Origin of the sequence: Variovorax sp. UC122_21, assembly GCF_044056785.1 — a bacterium.
GTDB lineage: Bacteria > Pseudomonadota > Gammaproteobacteria > Burkholderiales > Burkholderiaceae_C > Variovorax.
Map to the genome: position 1 here is coordinate 3,936,977 of NZ_CP172004.1, position 17,835 is coordinate 3,954,811.

Below are 17,835 nucleotides of genomic sequence, written 5' to 3' on the forward strand. Positions count from 1 at the left end.
GGCCGCGAGCACCGGGTAGTCCCGGATGCTCGTTTGATCATTTGCTGCGGTGCAGCTTGATCAAATGGTGAAAACGCCGCGAACGGCTCAGGAGGCCGGCAGGCCTTCCTTCTTGAGGCGGTAGGCCAGCTGCGGCCGCGTGATGCCCAGCAGGCGCGCCGCCTGCGAGAGATTGCCCTTGGCGCGCTGCATCGCGGTCTGCATCAGGCGCCGCTCGAGCGAGGCGATGTCGATGTTCTGCTCGAGCACGCGCTGGCACAGCGCGTCGAGCTCGCTGCCCTCGCCCGCGGCCTCGGCCGGTGCGCCGACCTGGCCCTTGGCATCGAGCCCGCTGCCGTCGGGCATGCCGGGCGGCGACATCCACAGGTGGCTGGCCTCGATGTCGCCGTGGTCGCTCGCCAGCAGCACGGCGCGCTCGATCACGTTCTCGAGCTCGCGGATGTTGCCGGGCCAGGCGTGCTTCTGCACGTCGCGCGCGGCCTTGTCGGTCAGGCCGCGCAGCTTCTTGCCGTAGAGCGCGCTGTACTTCTCGACGAAGCGCGTCACCAGCGCCGGGATGTCGGCCGTGCGCTCGCGCAGCGGCGGGATCGAGATCGGGAAGGTGTTGAGGCGGTAGAACAGGTCGGTGCGGAAGCGCCCGGCCTGCATCGCCTGCTGCAGGTTGACGTTGGTGGCGGCGACGATGCGCACGTCGACCTTGATCGGCTGCTCGGCACCCAGGCGCTCGACCTCGCCGGTCTGCAGCACCCGCAGCAGCTTGACCTGCGCGGCCAGCGGCAGGTCGCCGACCTCGTCGAGGAACAGCGTGCCGCCGTGCGCGCGCTCGAAGCGGCCGGCGCGCGCATGGTGGGCGCCGGTGTAGGCGCCCTTCTCCACGCCGAACAGCTCGGCCTCCATCAGATCGGCCGGGATCGCGGCGCAGTTCACCGCGATGAAGGGCTGGCGCGCGCGCGGGCCGTTGTCGTGCAGCCAGCGCGCGAACACCTCCTTGCCCACGCCGGTCTCGCCGAGCAGCAGCACCGTGATCGCGCTGTCGACCGCGCTGCGCATCAGCTCGAAGGCGGCACGGAAGCCCGGCGACACGCCGACCAGCTTCTGGTCGTACTCGCGCCGCGGCTGCAGCCGGCGGATGTGCTGCAGCCCGAGGTTGAACTCGATCAGGTTCTCGGCCACGTGGTGCTGGCGGAAGTAGTCGAGGTAGTGGTCGTCGTGCCAGTCCTCGGCCGGCTGGCCGACGATGCGGCAGCGGCTGTCGCCCATGCTGCGTGCACTCGACCTCCTTGAACACCACCATGCGCCCCATGAAGGCCGTGGTGTAGCCCGAGGCATAGCCGATCTGCGACCAGCACTGCGGGTCCTCGCCATAGCCGAAGTCGGCCACGTGGGCCTCGCACTCCCACGAGTTCTCCCAGAGGAACTCGCCGTAGAACTGCCGGGTCGCGATGTCGAATTCGAGCTGCGTCTTCTGCACCGAGACGATGCCCTCGATCGAATGCAGGCGTGGCCCCAGCATGAAGGCGTCTTCGGCGCGCATGCCGGCGCGGCGTTCGCGCACCGCCACCTCGCCGTCGCGCAGCCCCGACGCGAAGCCCATGCGCACCAGCAGGCCGCGCGCGCGCTCGATGCCGAGCGAGTCGAGCAGTTCCTTGCGCAGCTCGGCGAAGGCGCGCGCATGCAGGAGCAGCATACGCTGCTCGTCCAGCCAGATATGGCCCGAGCCGGCGCTGAAGCGCAGGAGCGAGAGAAGTTCTCCCACGGGGTGTCTCCTAGTTTTGGGGGCGTTCGGTGCGCATTGTGCGGCACGCACCGCGGAAAACGCCACGCCCTTTCAGTCCGCCCCGTCGAGCGGCAGCAGCCTGTTCGACACCAGCGTCGACTTGACGATCGAAGTGCTGGTGGTCGCGAAACTGGCGATCTTGCGCAGGCAATGATCGAGTTCCTCGATGTTGCGCAGGTGCATGCGGCAGACGAAGGCATCGTCGCCGGTCACCTTGTCGCATTGGACGATCTCTTCGATCTCGGTGATGAGCTTTTCGACCCGCGCCAGCTCTCCGGGCAGCGGACGGACCCGGACGATCGCCGCGATCGGGAAGCCCAGGGCCTTGGGCGATACCTGGATCGAGCACTTCTCGATGATTCCCTGCTCGACCAGGCGCCGCAAGCGCTCGGCGCAACTGGGCTGCGACAGGTGGACTTTCTCGCTGAGCGCCTTGACCGTGATCCGGCTGTCCTGGTGCAGGATCTTCAGGATTCTTCTGTCGATTTTGTCCATCGTCATTAAATAAGGAGAAGCTGGAAGAGAAGGTTATTTAAGTGAGGCGATCCATTTCACATCGAAGATAAATCGATTCCGACCCTCTGCGTCGCTCCATAGGATCAGGTCTCACTTCTCGAGTCCTTCCCATGAAGCAATCCGGTGTCTTCGAAATGCTCGCCGCCATGGCCATCTGCGGCACCATCGGCATCACGGTCCTGATGTCCGGCCAATCCGAAGTCAGCCTCATCTTCTACCGCTGCTTCTTCGGCGCGCTAGTGCTGCTGGCGATCTGCCTGCTGCGCGGCTACATCAGTGCCTCGATCCTGAAGCCCAGGCTCATCGCGTATTCCCTCGTGGGCGGCGCCGCATTGCTGGCGAACTGGTATTTTCTTTTTCGCGGCCTACGAGAAGACCCTCCATCGGCGTCGCAACCACCGTCTACAACACGCAGTCGATCATCATGATCGTGCTGGGCTTCCTGGTCTTCAAGGAGCGCATCACCGCGAACATCGCGCTGTGGACGGCGGTATCGCTGACGGGCCTGTTCTTCATCTCCAACCTCACGGCAGCTCCCTCCATCGACGCTCACGGCGCTGGATCGCCTGCCGGCAACTCCGTCGACGCTCGTTACTTCCTGGGCGTACTTCAAGCGTTGGCAGCCGCCTCGCTCTATGCCGTGGCCGCGCTGTTCGCACGACTGCTCAAGGGTAATCCGCCAACGCTCATCGCGCTCCTTCAGATGGTGCTCGGGGCAGTCGTTCTGTGGCCTTTCGCCGATTTCGGCGGGCTGCTTTCGCAGGGATTCAACCGCCAGGCCATCGCCACGGTGCTGCTGGGCGTCTTCCACACCGGCGTCATGTACATCCTTCTTTACGGCGCGCTGCAGAAGCTCGAGGCCTCCCAGGCCGCCTCGTATTTCGTTCCTGTACCCCGCGCTCGCCATCTTCATCGACTCGACCTTCCTCGATGTGAAGTTGTCGCTGCATCAGTACGTGGGCATCGCATTGATTCTGCTGGGTGCGGCGGGGATCAACCTGAAATGGAATTGACTGCGGTGCGATCGACAAGAAGAACCTTGGCGAACGACAGAAACAGCGGAAGTTAAGAGAGATCGCGAGGAACGCGTCAACCCTGCGCCTTGCGCGTCTCGATCCAGTGCACGACCTTGCCCGCGTGGCTGTGCGGCGCCTTGGCGCCCACGCGCCCCGCCAGGTCGGCCAGCGTCTGGGAGGACAGCACCTGCCGCATCCGTTCCTCGGCCTCGAGCATCACCGCGTGGATCGAGCAGACACCGTCCATCGCCCAGCGCGGCGCCTCGCCGTCGAAGATCGCGCAGCGTCCGCGAATCTCGCGGCACTCGAACAGCGCCTTCGGCCCGTCGATGGCTTCCACCACCTCGAGCACGCTGATCCGGTCGGCGGGCCTGGCCAGGCGGAAGCCGCCGTTCTTACCCTCGGTCGCCTCGGTCAGGCCGGCCTTGCGCAGCTTGGTGAAGAGCTTGGCCACGAACTCCACCGACAGGCCCTGGAGCTCGGCGAGGTCGCGCACGCTGGCTTCGGTGCCTCCGGTGGGAGGCCCCGACAGATAGAGAAGGCAATGCAGTCCGTATTCGACACCGGCACTGATGTGGCTCAAGCTGGCTCCCGTGGGAATGGAGGGGCGGATCGTAACTGAGCCACCTCTCGCGCGGAGCGGCGCGGCGGCGGCGCTCACTTCTTGTCGAGCGTGACCAGGTTCTTCTCCTTCGAATCGGCCACGAAGATCGCGAGCAGCTTCGCGGGCTCGGTGGCGCTCGCGTTGTCGCTCACCGCGTGGTGGGCACCGGGCTGCTCGGTCCAGCTCTCGCCCGCGCGGTAGACGACCTCCTGGCCGTTGTCGAGCTTGCTGCGATCGCGCCTTCCAGCACATAGCCGACGACGAAGGCCTGGCCGTGGCGATGCGCGGGCGTCTTCGCGCCGGGGGGCGTAGCTGACGATCAGCGCCGTGAGCGTCTTGCCGGGCACGTTGGCGATCGCATGGGCGAAGGCCGGAACGATGACTTCGCGTTGCGGCTCGGGCGGTGCCGCGAAGGCGGACCCCGCGGCGGTGAAGGCGAGGAGCGCGAGTGCGAGCGATGCGGTTTTCATGGGAGGTCTTCCTTGGGTTGGCGTTGCGGATGTGCACGAGCGGGTGCCGTGCGTCTAACGAGGGTCGTTGGCGGCGACCCGTATGGATTCGCCGTCGACATGGACATCGACCACCAGCCGCTCGAACGCGCGCTGCTCATCGGCGCTCAGGCCCTGGGCCGACACCTTCAGCGCATTGCGATAGCACGGCAGCATCAGCGCGGCGATGGCGCGCCACGTCTCGTCGCCCGTCGCGATCGCGGACTCGCATCGAAGGATGTTCGTGTACGCGCCCAGCATGGCGAGAGGTCGGTTCATGAAATCGGCGATTGAATTTTTTACTACGACCAGTATAGTCGTAGTTAAGCGATCCACAGCGGATCGTCTTGAAGACCCCGTGCGCGCCGCACCCTTCGCGCTGCGCCGCGGGACATGAAACTCGAAGAACCGAACCATCCAAAATGACCCAACGAATCCTGGTTGTAGGCGCCGGCTTTGCCGGCATGTGGAGCGCCTTGAGCGCCGCGCGCGCCCTCGACATGGCAGGCCATGCGAACGACGGCGTGGAGATCCTGCTGGTCGCGCCCGAACCCACGCTGCATGTGCGCCCTCGCCTCTACGAAGTGCCGCAGGAGGCGATGAAGGCGCCGCTGCAGTCCGTGTTCGACACCGTCGGCGTGCGCTTCCTCGCGGCACGCGTGGACCACATCCGCACCGATGCGCAGGAGGTCGACGTGGTCGACGCCGCGGGCGCGCGCCAGACGCTCTCGTACGACAGGCTGGTGCTCGCGGCCGGCAGCCAACTCTTCCGCCCGCCGGTGCCCGGCCTGCATGCGCACGCGCTGAGCGTCGACCAGTACGAGGACGCCGTGGCACTCGACGCGCACCTGCGCAAGCTCACGCAGCAGCCCTCCTCGCTCGCGCGCAACACCATCGTGGTGGTCGGCGGCGGCTTCACCGGCATCGAGACCGCGGCCGAGATGCCCGCGCGGCTGCGCGAGATCATGGGCGGCGACATCGAGCCGCGCGTGATCGTCGTCGAGCGCGCCGATGCAATCGGTCCCGACCTCGGGCCGGGTCCGCGGCCGGTGATCGAGAAGGCACTGAAGTCGCAAGGCGTCAGCTGGCGGCTGGGCGTGGAGGTCGAGAGCATCGACGCCGAGGGAATCACCACCTCGGGCGGCGAGCGCATCGAGGCAGCGACGGTGATCTGGACCGCCGGCATGCGCGCGACCGCGCTGACGCATCAGATCCCCGCCGAGCGCGATGCCGCGGGCCGGATCCTCGTCGACCGCAACCTGCAGGTGCCGGGCGTTCCGAACGTCTTCGTCACGGGCGATGCCGCGCGCGCCGCCACCGACGACGAGGGCAACGTCGCGATGATGTCGTGCCAGCATGCGATGGCGCTGGGCCGCTCGGCCGGCCACAACGTCGCGGCCGACCTGCTGGGGCTGCCGAAGATCGCCTATTCGCAGCCGAAGTACGTGACCTGCCTGGACCTCGGCCCCTGGGGCGCCGTGTACACCGAAGGCTGGTCGCGCGAAGTGAAGATGGAAGGTGCCGAGGCGAAAGCGCTCAAGCACCAGATCAACACCGAGTGGATCTATCCGCCCACCGGCGACCGCGCAGAAATCCTGCGCTCGGCGGATCCCGGCCGCATCGTCGTGGCCTGAGCGGCGTCGCGAGTGCCGGGTGTCAGTACCCGGTCCGCTTCCAGGCGATGCCGTCGGTGGAGCGGTAGGTGCCGCCGGTGGCGCAGCAACCGCCGGCACCGACCGCCATGCGACCCAGTCGGGCCGTCATCACGCTGCCCTCGACCTGCAGCGACTCGCGCTGGCAGACGCTGAAGAAGGGATAGAACTCGGGCTTGAGCACCGAGGTCCATTCGACCTCGCCGCCCTCGAGGCTGCGCACGCTGTAGACCTCGCAGTCGTTCACGACCAGGTGGATCGGCCGCCCGGCAAAGGTGCCGCGGAACATCAGCTCGGGCGGCGCATCGCGCGTGATCTGTGCCTCCTTGCTCAGCGGTGGCGGCGGCTCCGGCCGCTCGCAGCCCGCGAGCGCGACGATCATGGCCAGGCCGCAGGCGATGCGGTGCGGGCCCCTCACGCGACGTCGCTCCCGTCGTCGCGCTCTTCTTCCGCGACGGCACCGCGGTCCTTGATGCGCGTGACCTGCGACAGCAGCGCATCTTCGGCCGCCATGTCGGGCCGCTGCCCGCGATAGACCGGCTGCTCGAAGCTGCCACCCGCATAGCGATAGAGATAGCGCACCTCGACCAGCGTGCCGGGCGCGGGCAGCGCCTCGTTCGGCGGCACGGTGACGTTGCCCAGGTCGACCAGCACGCCGGCCTCGTCGCGCAGGCCCACCGCCACCGAGCGCTGCGCATTGACGCGCAGCACCTCGCAGGTCGCGCTCTGCTGGAACTTGAACTTGAGGCTCGCGTTGCTGCGCCCCGCGGCGAAGGGCGCTGCCAGCGCCTTGAGCACGAAGCCCTCGCCATGCGCGGCGCGCAACTCGGCCGCGCGCCGGTGCTTGGCCGAGGCCTCGGTCTCGAGCGGCAGCACGGCCATCCATGGCAAGGCGGTCGCGAAGGCCTCGAGCCGCCGGAAGCGTTCGACGAAGGCCTGCGCGCGCAGGTCCTCGCCGGCGGCCTCGAGCAGGTCGAAGGCCAGGAAGCCGTCGCCCACGTGCTCGCCCGCGATCACCGCGCGGCCGGCGGGCAGCGCGGCGGTCGCGACCCAGGCCTGCGGTATGTCGACGAACAGGCCGCGGCGGTTGGTGCCGCGCACCGCGTCCTCCTCGATCACCAGCATGCGGTTCTCGCCATCGGCTTTTTCCTGCAGGCCCCAGCCGGGGTCGTCGAGGTAGCGCGTGAGCTGCGTCTCGGCGATGAGAGTCGGCAGCTGCGGCAGCTCGCCACTCATGCGGCCCGCGAATTCGGAAGCGGTGTAGAGCGCGCCCGATGCATCGGTGGTGTAGCCCTTGCCGGTCTTCTCCTTCACCACCTTCTGGTAGATCTTGAGCGCGGCCTCGTAGCCGATCGGGCTGCTGGTCTTGGTGCCGGTGGCGAGCGTGCCACCGCGCCGGCCGTTGCCGTAGTCGACCACCCAGCCCTCGTCCTTGGGCCGCAGGTGGACCTGGTAGACCTTGTCGGAGCCCTGGCCGGTGAAGTAGAGGAAGCTGGATTGCGAAAGCGATTCGGTGCTGGACATGGCGGCGGATGCGATGGAACGAACGGCGCCGTGGCATGGCACGACGCTGCGATGCTACACAGCACACGCGATGTCGCCCAATGACTTTAGGCACTGGCGCCGCGCGCCCGGCGCACCTAGCCTACGCCCGCACAGGCGAACACAAGGGGACGGCGCCATGGGATTTCTGGACAAGGTCCGCAAGCTTTTTTCATTCAGTTTCAACCGGCTCGAGGACAGCACGCCGCTGACGCCGGCGCAGCATCGCGGCCTCGCGCTCGGCGCGGTCTATGCGGCCGAGTCCTACCTGCCGATCAACGCGCTCACCACCGAATCGGACCGCGCCACCGCCGTGGCGCTGCTGGCCTCGGCCTGGGGCGTCACCAACGCCAGCAGCGCGCGCGAGGTCACCGAGTCGCTGCTCTCGCAGGGCCATCGTGCGCACTACGCGGTGGTGAACCCGCGCGTCGAGCGCCTGCACCGCGGCAGCCGAAGCGATGCGGCGGCAGTGGCGCAGGCCAACCTCGCGGCGCTGCCCGGCGAAGCGGTGGCGCGCGGCCTCGACCTCGAGAGCACGCGCGACTACTACGAAAGTTGGCACGAGGCCGCCGAGGAAGGCCTGTTCGACAAGCTGCCACGGCCGCTGCCCGCGAGCATCATGGCCTGGGACATGGGCCGGCTGGTGCAGCTGCACCGGCTGATCCAGGATGCGCGGCTGCTGCGCGCCGAGGAGTCGTGGAACGCGATCGCGAGCGCGGCGCGCCTCGCGCAGCCCGCCTACCAGTCGTGGCGCGACTTCGGCGACAGCTTCGTGGTCGGGCGCGCGTTCTGGCTCGCCACCCACGATCTCGACCGCATCGCCGAGGACACCGACACCTTCCAGCGCGCCACCGCCCACCTGCTCTCGCACGAGCACAGCCCGTGGCGGCAGATGGCGTGGTGAGCCGGCGCTCATCCGCGCGTCATCGAAGCGTGCAGTATCAGGGCCTAAGATAGGCGGCTGCCCCGACCGGCCACACTGCAGGATCGGGGCATTCAACCGAAGGCAGGGAGGCCTCCGCGTGAAGCGCATTCGATCCGAGAAACTCACACGAACGAGACCGGGGACATCGACGGTCACGGAACACGTCACCATCGAACTGTTCGAGCTGCCCGCCGACGCCGGGCACGTGGTGCACCTGAGCAGCAGTCGCGACGGACTGCAGTGGCGCGAGACCGTGCTGACACCCTCGCCGCTCGCGCTCGACAAGGCGATGGCGGTGTTCGGCGATGCGCTCGCCGCGCAGCTCTCTCGCGGCCTCGCGCTCGAAGGCGCGCCGGTCGTGGCATCGGCACCGGCCGCCCCCATCGCCGCCGCGTCCCTTTCCCCTGCCGACACCCTTCTTCTAGACCGCATCGCGCCCGATGCCTGGCGCCTGCTGCCGCCGCTGCGCCGCAGCCGCACCGTGTGGCGCCTTGGCGAACGCCGGCTCGCGCAGGCGGTGCCGCGGCTGGTCGAACTGATCGAGACCGGCGACGCGATGCTCGACTACTGCATCGCCTGGGCCATCGGCCGCTGCGGCGACGCGGGCGCCTTCGAGGCGATGGTCGAACTCTCGCGCCGCGCGACCGACCCCAAGGTGACGCGCATCGCGCGCTGGGCCGCGCTCGCGCTGTGGCCCGCCGAACGGCGCGCCGCAGAGGCCGAGCGCATCGTCGACGACTGGCCCGGCTCGCTGCGCCGCGCCTGGACCGAGGCGCAGGTCGTGCCGGTGGCCGAGGCCGCCGCGCTGCTGCGCGAGCGGCTCGCCGATCCCGCGCACTGGCAGAGCCTCGCGCACACCGACTGGACGCAGCAGCTGTTCGAACTCGCGCTGCTCGAAGGCCTCGACGAAGACCAGCCCGCCGGCCTGGCGCGCCGTGCGCTGCACGACCTGGCGCAGCAGCTCTCGCTGGCCGCGGGCAGCTTCCGCGCCTGGCGCCGGCTCTACAAGGGCGCCGAGTTCGCGGGCGACTACCGCCTGCTGGGCCTGCTGAACCAGCGCCTCGAAACGCAGCGCGCGGGCTTTCGCGGCACCAGCCAATGGGCCATGCTCAACGGCCGCTACGTCGACATCGCGAAGGAGATCGTGCGCCCCGACAGCCGGCTCGCGTTAGCCAGCGCACGCACGACTACCTGCGCCGCCGCACCTGGCGCACCCTGCGCCGGCTCGCGCTGCGCGGCGCGGCCGACGAGCGCGACTGGCTGCGCCTCGCGATGGGCGTGCTGCTCGCGGCCGACGATGCGGACGCGGCCGTCGCGGCGCGCCATGAAGATGCAGGCTGGAACCGCGAGACGCGCGTCTGGCACAGCGGCCCCTACAGCCGCTGGCTGGTCGTGATGCAGCTGCTGCATCGCCATGACCCCGAATGGACCGCGCTGGCGGGCGGCCTCTACTGGCGCCGCGAGACGCCGCCGGCCGAGCACCGCGCGCAACGCGGCGAGGCCTGGCCCGAACGCTGGGACCGCCATCCCGAGGCGCTGCTGCAGCTGATGCGGCAGTCGCGCTGCGCCGGCGTGCATGCCTTCGCGGCGCGTGCGCTGCAGGACAACCGCAGCTTCTGCCAGGCGCTCGATGGCAGCGTGCTGCGCGAACTGCTCGCGAGCGTCTGGAGCGACACGGCGCGTTTCGCCCTGGCGCTGGTGCGCGAGCGCATCGAGGCCGGCGAGCCCGCCGGCCCCTGGCTCGTGCCGCTGATCGATTCGCCACTGGACGAAGCACGTCGCCATGCGCTCGACCTGATCGCCGAGGACCCGGCGCGCTACAGCCGCGACGTCGAGCTGCTGCTGCGCCTGCTGGTCTCGGCCGATGCCGAGGTGCGCCGCGCCTCGCGCCTGCTGCTGCAGGCCGCGGCCGGCCAGCCCGACGCCGCCGACGGTTTCGACGCACTGTGCACCGCGCTGCTCGACTGGCTCGCGCGCTGCGATGCGCAGGCACCCGAACTCGCAGCCATCTGCGAGAACCTGCAATGGGCGCTGCAGAACCCGCTGCGCGAAGCCGGCGCGAAGGCGCCGCTAGCCGAACTGCTGGGCCTGTTCGACCACGCGAGCCCCGACGTGGTCGCGCTCGCGGCCGAGTGGCTGCTGCTGCATCCGGCATCCGTGCAAGGCCTGCCGATCGAGGTGCTGACGCGGCTGCTGCAGTCGGACGACGAGCGCCTGCGCGGCGCCGGCGTGCGCCTGTTCACCGCGCTGCCCGACGACACGCTGCTCGCGCAGCCGGCGCTGTTCGCCGTGTTCTGCGCCAGCCCGATGCCGCGCGTGCGCAGCGCGGTCGCGCCCAAGCTCGCGCAGCTGCTGCCCGGCCATCCGGACTTCGGCGCGGCGCTGATGCCGATGCTGCGCGACGAGCTGTTCCGCACCGAAGCGGCCGAGGGCGTGTTCGATTCGCTGCTGCAGTGGCTGTGCGGGCCGCTGGCCGCGCACACGCGCGCGGGCGACAGCGCCACCACCGTGCGGCTGCTCGAGGCGCGCAGCAAGGGCGCGCAACGGCTGGGTGCCTGGCTGCTGCCGCAGCAGCCGGCCGAAGCCTTCGACGTGCTGCAGACCGCGAGCCTGGGGCTGGTCGATGCCGCAGCCGCGCGCCAATGGGCCTGCGAACAGCTCGCCGCGCAACCTGAGCGCACGCTCGCGCAGCTCGACGACGCGCTGCGCATCTTCGACAGCCGCTGGGACGATGCGCTCGCCTGGGCGCGCCAGTGGTTCGCATCGCAAGGCCAGTCACCGCAATGGACACCCGCGCTGCTGGTGCGCCTGTGCGACCACAAGGATCCCGGCGCGCAGCGCCTGGGCCGCGAGCTGCTGACCGCGCACTTCGAACTCACCGACGTCACCGCCTACATGCTGCAGCTGAGCCAGCATCCCTCGAGCGGCATGCAGCTGTTCGTGACCAACTGGCTGGCGGCGGCCGCGGGCGGCAAGCCCGAGGTGCTGGCACGGCTCGAGCCCTACTTCCTCACCGTGCTGTCGCAGGCCAACCGCGGCCGGCTCGCGAAGGCGCGCGTGAGCGAGTTCCTCGCGGCGCAGGCCGAACAGTCCGAAGAGGCGGCGCGCATCGTCGCGCGCGTGTTCGCGCGCCAGGCCGTGAGCGGCGCCATCACCGAGCGCGCCCGCTACGTCACCGGCCTGCGCGACATCCAGCAACGCTATCCGGCGCTCGAGAACCCGCTGCAGGCCGCGCCCGTGCGCGCCGTCGCGCCACGCCGGGCCGCCGTCGCCGGAGGTCCCGCCGCATGAAGTTCCAGTACCGCTATTTCGGCCACTCGGGCGCGCAGCAGACGCCCACCAGCACCGCGCTGCAGTTCGCGCCCGACACCCTGCGCGCGCCCGTGCACTTCATCGGCGAGGTCAACCGGCACCTGCCGTTTCGCGAAGGCATGTCGGCGCTGCACGACGTGGTGGTGGGCGACCTGCGCTTCCAGCCGCGCGACAAGAGCGCCTACCTCGAATGGCTCGCGAGCCAGGAAGGCGAACTGCTCGCGCAGTACATGGCGCGCAGCGACGAGCTCAAGGCCCGCATGGCGCCGCTGCGCGAGGAGCTCGACGTGCTGCGCCAGCGCAAGTCGGCCATGCTGCAGCCCTTCTACAAGGCGCAGAAGCGCTACTTCGACCACCTCTACAAGGTCAACCGCGAAGCCTGGTTCGTGCTCGACCCGGTGATCACGGTGCATCCCGACCGCGTGTTCTTCGAGTGCTTCAGCCAGGACGAGTCGAGCTACGGCATGTTCTCCTGCGGCCACGAGGTCTTCGACCGCGTGAGCGACCATGCCTTCGGCACCACCAACGTCGACTACTCCGAGTCGCTCTACGACGAGTTCCAGAAGATCCGCGACTACAAGGCCACGCGGCTGGCGATCGATCCCGGCGGCTTCCAGGTACAGAGCGGCAACGACCCGGCCTTCCACGAACCCAAGATCGAGGTGCCCGACAGCTGGGTGCGCGGCTTCCTGCAGGTCAGCAGCGCGATGCTGCTGCCCGCGCACCGGCTGCAGCTGCATCCGATGGACGTGCACAACATCTGCCTGGTGCTGCGGCGGCGCAAGGAGCGCGCGGGCCCGCGCTCGCTGCGCTTCATCCTGCGGCCCGGGCAGCCGGTGCGCATCCTGTTCGAGCCCTGGGGCCACGAACTGGTGTGCCCGCGTTCCTCGCACGACGCGCCCGCCGACATCGACATCCGCGTCTGGGGCCGGCGTCGGCTGCTGCAGCTCGAGCGGCTGGTGCCGGTCGCACAGGGCTTCACGGTGCACCTGCTGGGCACCGGCATGCCGAGCTTCTGGGTCGCGCGGCTGCCCGACATGGAGTTCACGCTGGGCCTGTCGGGCTGGACCGCCAACGACTGGTCGCGCAACGGCCACTTCGAGCTGCTGCAGCCGCGCCATGACGTCGACCAGGACAGCCTGCTGCGCGTGTTCGCGGCGCTGGGCGAACGCTGGCGCGCCACCACCGCCGAACTGGCCGCGGCCACCGGCCTCTCGCCGCTCACCGTCGAGTCGGCGCTCGGCGGCTATGTGCAGGCCGGGCGCGTGGTGTACGACATCGCGCACGGCGTGTGGCGCCTGCGCGAACTGAGCCGCGAGCCGCTGCCGATGGAGCGGGCTGCGCCATGCCAGCCCGGAGGAAGCGGCCGCCGCCGAACTGGTGCAGGCCGGACGCCTGAAGGACACGAAGGTCGAGGCCCGTGCCGACGGCGGCCTGCTGCTCAGCGGCCTGTGCGGCACCAAGTCCTCGCGCCAGTACCAGGTGCGGCTGCAGCTCGATGCCGACCAGCGCGTGGCCACCGGCGAATGCCAGTGCGACCACTTCATCCGCCTGCGCATGACGAAGGGGCCGTGCGAACACATGCTCGCGCTGCGCCTGGCCACGGCCTCGGCCGCGCTGGCCCTTGGCACCACCGCGGGCGCACCGACGCCCGCGACCGACTCGGAAGAAAGGACTGCAAGCATCGGCTGATACACTGGTTTTGCGAACGGGGCGGGAAGGCTCTTGCAATCCGGATGGCGCATCGCCATCCTCGATCTCAGCACTTCCCAGGCTTCACTGGACATCTCTTCACTGTGCCGTACGCGCATGGTGGCGCGATGACGGTGCGGCTTCTTCGAAGCTCATCGCGCCACCATGCGCGTACGGCGTCGAGTGGAGCTGTCCAGTCTTCAGGCTCTTCGACGAGATTCCCGTCCCGTTCGCATCTTTTTCTTCCAGTGCATCGGTCCATGCGGCGCACACCGCCCATGACCCCACCCTCTCCCTCCTCCGTCCCCGATTCGGCACTCACGCGCGAGCAGCTCTACGCGCGCATCCGCGCGAGCTCCAAGCAGGAGGTCGTGCTCGAGGAGATGCAGCGCCTGGGCTTCTGGCCGCGCGACACAGCGCAGCCCACGGTCGAGGCGCAACTGATCCGCCGCGAGGGCGAGCTGCAGACCGCGCTGCGCGATCTGGGCGACGAGCTGCGCGGCATCGAGGACCGCGAGACCGCGCTCAAGTCGATGCGCAAGGAGCGCATGGCGCGGGCGCGCGAACGCCGCGAGGAAACGCGCCAGCGCCTCGCGCAACAGCGCCATGCGCGCGCGCTCGACTGGCACGGCCGGCGCCAGCGCGAGCTGCTGTACCTGGGCGAAGGCGTCTCGGGCGGCCTCAACGAGGCGCGCAGCGACGAACAGTCGCTCGCGCACCATGCGCTGCCGGCGCTGCACGACGCCACCGACCTCGCGCGCGCCATGGGCCTGGAGCTGGGCGAGCTGCGCTTTTTTGGCCTGGCACCGCGAGGTCGCGCGCGTGAGCCACTACCAGCGCTTCACCGTGCCCAAGAAGACCGGCGGCGAACGCCGGATCTCGGCGCCGATGCCGCGGCTCAAGCGCGCGCAGTACTGGGTGCTCGACAACGTGCTGGCCAAGGTGCCGGTGCACGAAGCCGTGCACGGCTTCCTGCCGGGCCGCTCGATCCTCAGCAATGCCGCGCCGCACGTGGGGCAGGCGGTGGTGGTCAACCTCGACCTCCAGGACTTTCTTTCCCTCGATCGGCCTGCGCCGCGTGCGCGGCGTGTTCCGCCAGCTCGGCTACTCGCCGCAGGTCGCGACCCTGTTCGCGCTGCTCGCGACCGAGGCGCCGACCGACGAGGTCGAGCTCGACGGCGAGCGCTACTTCGTCGCGCGCGGCGAGCGCGTGCTGCCGCAGGGCGCGCCCACCAGCCCGATGCTCACCAACGTGCTGTGCCGCCGGCTCGACGCGCGGCTGGCCGCCTGCGCCGCCAAGCTGGGCTTTCGCTACACGCGCTATGCCGACGACCTGAGCTTCTCGGCCGATGCCGAACATGGCCGCGACGTCGGCAAGCTCCTGTGGCGCGCCAAGCAGATCGTGGCCAGCGAAGGCTTCGTGGTGCATCCCGAGAAGCAGCAGGTGATGCGCCGCCACCAGCAGCAGCACGTGACCGGCATCGTGGTCAACGACAAGCTCTCGACCGACCGCGACACCTTGCGGCGCTTTCGCGCCGTGCTGCACCAGGCCGAACGCCACGGTCCGCAGGGCCTGCACTGGAACGGCCAGCACGACCTGGTCGCCGCGCTGCGCGGCTATGCGAACTTCATCGCGATGGCCGACCCGGCGCGCGCCGAGCCCTACCTGCGGCGCGTGAAGGCGCTTGCCGCGAAGCATGCATCGGCGCCCGCGACGGCCGCGACGCCGGCCCGCGCGCCGCTGCCCGCGGGCCACTTCCGCCGCCAGTCGGCCGCCGGGGCTCGCGCCCCTGCCCACGTGGTGGCAACCCGCGCGCGCGCCCGAACCGGTGCTCGAGAAAACGCCCGAGCAGATCGCGGCCGAGAAGAAGGCGAAGCGCGAGGCCGAACGCGAACGCCAGCGCGCGCAGGAGGAGCCGCAGCGGGTCGAGCAGGCACCGCCGCGCACAGCCGAGCCCGCCGCGGCCGCGCAAACCGCGAAGCCACGCAGCACGCTGTCGCTGCTGGGCCTGTGGGTCAGCATCGCGATCCAGGGCACCTACGTGCTGGGCTTCCTGCTGTCGCTGCGCGATGCCTGGCTGATCGGCCTCATGACGGGCGCGATCTGGGTCGCCAACATCTACCAGCGCAAGGCCGGCTGGATGCGCTTCTTCATCGCGCTGATCGCCGGCTCGGGACTCTCGGCGGTGCTGCGCAAGATGTGGTCCTGAAAAGGCCGGCCCCCAAAAGCGAATCGCCCCGAAGGGCGATCCGCTGCTAGGACGTGGCCGATGTCGATGGCCTCGCCGCCACCGCGGGAGCCTGCGCCGGCGCGCGCATGTCGAACAGCCGGCACTCGGTGGTGGCCTTGGCATACAGCGTGCCGTCCGGCCCCACCAGGTTGGCTTCGGCCAGCGCCGTGCGGCCTTCGATGCGCGTGACCGTGGCCTCGGCGCGCACGCGCCGCACGTCGAGCGTGAGGGCCTTCACGTAGCGGGTCTCGAGTCCGGCGGTGGTGTAGACCTGCCCCGGCGGCAGCGACGAGAGCACCGCGCAGCCCAGCGCCGAATCGAGGATCGAGGTCATCCAGCCGCCGTGGATGGTGCCCATGGGATTGAGGTACTCGCGCTGCGGCGTGCCCTGGAACACGGCCGAACCCTGATGCGCGGCGATGGCATAGAAGGTCAGGTGCCGGGCGAACTCCGCATAGGGAAGCTGGCCGTTCATCATCGCGTGCATCACCTCGAGGCCGCTCTTGCCGACGAGCTGCGCGGGCCGTGCCACACCGACACCGGGACCCGAATTAAGCAGTTCGACTACCTCGCGTTCCTCGGAGAGCCACAGGTCCAGTCGTTGTTCAGGCGTCATTTGAAAAGATCTCGAAAGCAATGCGGATCGGATCGGGAGAAGTGGCACGCAAGGGTGCTTCCTCATGCATCTTCTTGTCGCAGCCAGTTTAGCAATTGCCTGCTGCGAAGACGATGCTTTCGAGGCCCAGCGCCATGCATTCCTTGTCGAATCCTTAAGCCACGTGCGATAGCTGGCGCTGTCGCGCGCCGAACACAACGCCGCCCTCGCGCGAACGACGTGCTTCACAGTTCGCGCGCATGCGACTACATTCGCATCCCTCGACAACCACGCACCACAGGAGGTACGCAATGAACAAGCCAGTCCTTGCCCCCACCACCGTCTCGGTGCCCCGGCCGCTCGAACGCATCGCGCGCACGCCGCTGATGCCTTCGCCTCGCTGAGCGTCGCAGCCCCCGCGCTGCACGCGACGCCGCCCCGCCCGAGATTCGCCAAGCCCGCCGCTCGCGCCATCGCTTGCGGCGCCCGGTCTTTCGTTTTCGAATCAAGGTGCTACACCCATGCCCGATACAGCAGCCGCGCACGCGCGGCATCGTTTGGTTTTTCCCTCGACCGTCCGCATCGCCCTCCTCCCCGCCCGCGCAAGAAGGGAGGTGGCCCCGTGAAGATTCCGCCCCGGCTCCAACCCCTGGTCGACGAAGGCCTGATCGACGGCGTCAGCCGCCAGCTCATGAGTGGCAAGGAGGCGATGGTCTACGTCGTGCACAGCGGCGACGAAGCCCGTTGCGCCAAGGTCTACAAGGAGGCCGACAAGCGCGCCTTCCGCCAGGCCGTGGACTACACCGAGAACCGCAAGATCCGCAACTCACGCGAGCGCCGCGCCGTCGCCAAGGGCACGCGCTTCGGCCGCCGCATGACCGAGAGCCACTGGCAGAGCGCCGAGGTCGATGCGCTCTACCGGCTCGCCGACGCGGGCGTGCGCGTGCCAGAGCCCTTCGGCTTCTGGGAAGGCGTGCTGCTGATGGAGCTCGTGACCGACGCCGAGGGCGCCGCCGCGCCGCGGCTCAACGACGTCGAGTTCACGCCCGACGATGCGCGGCGCCATCACGCCACCCTGGTGCGCGAGGTGATGCGCATGCTGTGCGCGGGCATCGTGCACGGCGACCTCTCGGAGTTCAACGTGCTGCTCGGCGCCGGCGGCCCGGTGATCATCGACCTGCCGCAGGCCGTCGACGCCGCGGGCAACAACCATGCGCAGCGCATGCTGCTGCGCGACGTGGCGAACCTGCGCGAGTTCTTCGGCCGCTTCGCGCCCGAGCTGCACGAGACGCGCCATGGCGAGGAGATCTGGCATCTCTACGAGCGCGGCCTGCTGCGGCCCGAGACCCCGCTGAGCGGTGCGCCGCCGCGCGACACCGGGCCGGTCGACCTCGGCGAGGTGCTGCGCGCGGTGGACGACGCGCGCGCCGAGGAAGCGCGCCGGCGAGAACGGCTGGCGAGCCGGGGCGAGCCCTGAGCCCGGCG

Annotated in this window: 16 protein-coding genes and 3 pseudogenes; 9 read left to right on the forward strand and 10 right to left on the reverse strand. The window is 69.5% G+C overall.

Features of this window, described 5'->3' with window-relative positions:
* Nucleotides 1–87: 87 nt before the first annotated feature.
* Together ACHMXE_RS31095 and ACHMXE_RS31100 are read right to left on the reverse strand one after the other, a co-directional pair.
* Nucleotides 88–1,756 (reverse strand): annotated as a pseudogene (locus ACHMXE_RS31095) (sigma 54-interacting transcriptional regulator).
* Between the two features lie 72 nt (nt 1,757–1,828).
* The gene (locus tag ACHMXE_RS31100; protein ID WP_395347930.1) at nt 1,829–2,278 is read right to left on the reverse strand and encodes an Lrp/AsnC family transcriptional regulator; all 450 of its coding nucleotides are present in this window, start codon (nt 2,276–2,278) and stop codon (nt 1,829–1,831) included.
* Between the two features lie 125 nt (nt 2,279–2,403).
* Here ACHMXE_RS31100 and ACHMXE_RS31105 point away from each other — a divergent pair, with 125 nt between their 5' ends.
* A complete protein-coding gene (locus tag ACHMXE_RS31105) occupies nt 2,404–2,721 on the forward strand; it encodes an EamA family transporter (RefSeq protein WP_395347932.1) in 318 nt (105 codons plus the stop codon).
* Nucleotides 2,718–3,362, forward strand: a complete 645-nt coding sequence (locus ACHMXE_RS31110) for an EamA family transporter (protein WP_395347933.1) — start codon at nt 2,718–2,720, stop codon at nt 3,360–3,362. The genes ACHMXE_RS31105 and ACHMXE_RS31110 overlap by 4 nt, the downstream gene beginning before the upstream one ends.
* 20 nt (nt 3,363–3,382) lie before the next feature.
* Here ACHMXE_RS31110 and ACHMXE_RS31115 read toward each other — a convergent pair whose 3' ends face one another.
* The 3 genes and pseudogenes from ACHMXE_RS31115 to ACHMXE_RS31125 all read right to left on the reverse strand — a co-directional run bounded on the left by ACHMXE_RS31115 (nt 3,383) and on the right by ACHMXE_RS31125 (nt 4,662).
* Nucleotides 3,383–3,892, reverse strand: coding sequence for an RrF2 family transcriptional regulator (locus ACHMXE_RS31115; protein ID WP_395347936.1), 510 nt, complete (start codon nt 3,890–3,892; stop codon nt 3,383–3,385).
* 74 nt (nt 3,893–3,966) lie between these two features.
* Nucleotides 3,967–4,383: pseudogene (locus ACHMXE_RS31120) on the reverse strand (cupin domain-containing protein).
* A gap of 54 nt (nt 4,384–4,437) precedes the next feature.
* On the reverse strand, nt 4,438–4,662 hold the full coding sequence (locus ACHMXE_RS31125; protein ID WP_395347937.1) for a hypothetical protein: 225 nt from the start codon (nt 4,660–4,662) through the stop codon (nt 4,438–4,440).
* Between the two features lie 161 nt (nt 4,663–4,823).
* Here ACHMXE_RS31125 and ACHMXE_RS31130 point away from each other — a divergent pair, with 161 nt between their 5' ends.
* Nucleotides 4,824–6,035: an NAD(P)/FAD-dependent oxidoreductase gene (locus ACHMXE_RS31130; protein WP_395347938.1), complete on the forward strand. Its 1,212-nt coding sequence runs from the start codon at nt 4,824–4,826 to the stop codon at nt 6,033–6,035.
* A gap of 22 nt (nt 6,036–6,057) precedes the next feature.
* Here the strand turns inward: ACHMXE_RS31130 and ACHMXE_RS31135 are convergent, their stop codons facing one another.
* Both ACHMXE_RS31135 and ACHMXE_RS31140 read right to left on the reverse strand, forming a co-directional pair.
* Nucleotides 6,058–6,471, reverse strand: coding sequence for a hypothetical protein (locus tag ACHMXE_RS31135; protein ID WP_395347939.1), 414 nt, complete (start codon nt 6,469–6,471; stop codon nt 6,058–6,060).
* Nucleotides 6,468–7,577: an ATP-dependent DNA ligase gene (locus ACHMXE_RS31140; protein ID WP_395347940.1), complete on the reverse strand. Its 1,110-nt coding sequence runs from the start codon at nt 7,575–7,577 to the stop codon at nt 6,468–6,470. Before ACHMXE_RS31140 ends, ACHMXE_RS31135 begins: the two co-directional genes overlap by 4 nt.
* A 157-nt stretch (nt 7,578–7,734) precedes the next feature.
* Here ACHMXE_RS31140 and ACHMXE_RS31145 point away from each other — a divergent pair, with 157 nt between their 5' ends.
* Both ACHMXE_RS31145 and ACHMXE_RS31150 read left to right on the forward strand, forming a co-directional pair.
* A complete protein-coding gene (locus ACHMXE_RS31145; RefSeq protein WP_395347941.1) occupies nt 7,735–8,499 on the forward strand; it encodes a DUF1266 domain-containing protein in 765 nt (254 codons plus the stop codon).
* A 1,293-nt stretch (nt 8,500–9,792) separates the two neighbouring features.
* Entirely contained in the window at nt 9,793–11,811 is a 2,019-nt protein-coding gene (locus ACHMXE_RS31150; RefSeq protein ID WP_395347942.1) for a hypothetical protein, read from the forward strand.
* Here ACHMXE_RS31150 and ACHMXE_RS31155 read toward each other — a convergent pair.
* On the reverse strand, nt 11,721–13,118 hold the full coding sequence (locus tag ACHMXE_RS31155) for a hypothetical protein (protein WP_395347943.1): 1,398 nt from the start codon (nt 13,116–13,118) through the stop codon (nt 11,721–11,723). The genes ACHMXE_RS31150 and ACHMXE_RS31155 overlap by 91 nt on opposite strands.
* A 226-nt stretch (nt 13,119–13,344) precedes the next feature.
* Between ACHMXE_RS31155 and ACHMXE_RS31160 the strand changes: the two genes are divergently transcribed.
* Nucleotides 13,345–13,524, forward strand: coding sequence for a hypothetical protein (locus ACHMXE_RS31160; protein WP_395352875.1), 180 nt, complete (start codon nt 13,345–13,347; stop codon nt 13,522–13,524).
* A gap of 200 nt (nt 13,525–13,724) precedes the next feature.
* Here the strand turns inward: ACHMXE_RS31160 and ACHMXE_RS31165 are convergent, their stop codons facing one another.
* Entirely contained in the window at nt 13,725–14,264 is a 540-nt protein-coding gene (locus tag ACHMXE_RS31165; protein ID WP_395347944.1) for a hypothetical protein, read from the reverse strand.
* A 257-nt stretch (nt 14,265–14,521) separates the two neighbouring features.
* On the opposite strand from ACHMXE_RS31165, the pseudogene ACHMXE_RS31170 reads away from it, so the two are divergent.
* Nucleotides 14,522–14,950: pseudogene (locus tag ACHMXE_RS31170) on the forward strand (reverse transcriptase domain-containing protein); the annotation flags it as partial.
* A 403-nt stretch (nt 14,951–15,353) separates the two neighbouring features.
* Nucleotides 15,354–15,734 (forward strand): hypothetical protein, encoded by a 381-nt coding sequence (locus ACHMXE_RS31175; RefSeq protein WP_395353094.1) that lies wholly within the window; start codon nt 15,354–15,356, stop codon nt 15,732–15,734.
* A gap of 46 nt (nt 15,735–15,780) precedes the next feature.
* Here the strand turns inward: ACHMXE_RS31175 and ACHMXE_RS31180 are convergent, their stop codons facing one another.
* Nucleotides 15,781–16,371, reverse strand: coding sequence for a PaaI family thioesterase (locus ACHMXE_RS31180; protein ID WP_395347945.1), 591 nt, complete (start codon nt 16,369–16,371; stop codon nt 15,781–15,783).
* A gap of 601 nt (nt 16,372–16,972) precedes the next feature.
* Here ACHMXE_RS31180 and ACHMXE_RS31185 point away from each other — a divergent pair.
* Nucleotides 16,973–17,827, forward strand: coding sequence for a PA4780 family RIO1-like protein kinase (locus ACHMXE_RS31185; protein WP_395347946.1), 855 nt, complete (start codon nt 16,973–16,975; stop codon nt 17,825–17,827).
* Nucleotides 17,828–17,835 lie beyond the last annotated feature (8 nt).